This window comes from Helicobacter sp. 12S02634-8 (genome assembly GCF_002272865.1).
Taxonomy (GTDB): domain Bacteria; phylum Campylobacterota; class Campylobacteria; order Campylobacterales; family Helicobacteraceae; genus Helicobacter_J.
Window position 1 is genome coordinate 1 of the sequence record NZ_MLAP01000048.1, and the last position, 972, is coordinate 972.

At 35.2% G+C, this 972-nt stretch carries 1 protein-coding gene; it reads right to left on the reverse strand.

Annotated elements, in window-relative coordinates:
* Positions 1-151: 151 nt before the first annotated feature.
* Entirely contained in the window at positions 152-667 is a 516-nt protein-coding gene (locus tag BKH46_RS09290; protein ID WP_095226538.1) for a DUF1804 family protein, read from the reverse strand.
* Between the last annotated feature and the right edge of the window lie 305 nt (positions 668-972).

Consider the following 972-nt stretch of genomic DNA (forward strand, 5'->3'; position numbering starts at 1 on the left):
TGAGTGCAATCTATAACCCCTTTGAAAAGCCGTTTAAAACACCTTGAAAAATCTTTAAAAACTTTTTGGAGTATCAATGTAGCACCCATTGTATTAAAGCCTTTTAAAATGCCTTTAAATGAGTTTTTTATTTTTGGAGTTATTTTTGCCATCAAGCCCTCTTTTTTAAGATGGTTTCAATGAGGAGGTCAGCATTTTCAGATAAGAAGTTTGCGACTTCTTTTTTGTTCTGCTCTAAGGCAAGATGAGTAATGGTCGCAATCGTTTCTTCAGCACTCTTTTGGATCAAAGCTTTAGCGTCAAAGGTTTTGGGCGAAATGATTTTATAATAAGCATTGGCGAAGTCTTGGAGTAATTTAGGCTCTAAGGGCTCTCCTCCTGAATCTTTTAAAATCTCTTCAAAAGCATCGATAAGCTTTTTTAAAAAGAGGTCTTTTTTGCGTTCTAAATCACTCAAATCTCTTTTATTCTCATTTCTCAAAGCAATCCAATCAATGCCTAACTCCAAGTCTTTTTTTCGATGGTAATGGATATTTGAGGGGCTCATATCAAAGGCTAGGCAAATATCGCCAATGGATTGATTGCTGATATAAGCTTCTTTGATTTCTTCTCTACTCACCCCTCTTTGAGGTTTTTTAAAGGATTGTTTTTTAAATTCTTTTTTCAATTTTTTGTTCCGTTATTTTTTTCAAATCTTGCCCAAAACCAAGCTGTTTTTTTGACAAAGGTTTTGTCAAAAGAGCCTCAAGGACTCTTTTATACTTCCTTGGATTTGAAATGGATTGATGAGAAAAATCAAATTTTTCAAAAGGCTTTTTCAATTTCAAAAAAGGTTTTCTTGTTCTTTTAACAAATTAAATCAAAAGGTTTTTCTATGAGAGGGGAAGGGGGCTCAAATTGCGAAGTCCGCAGTTTGGGTGGGAGGGTCAAAATTCCCCCTCAAACTCCCCCTTACCCCTGCCACGCTTAAAT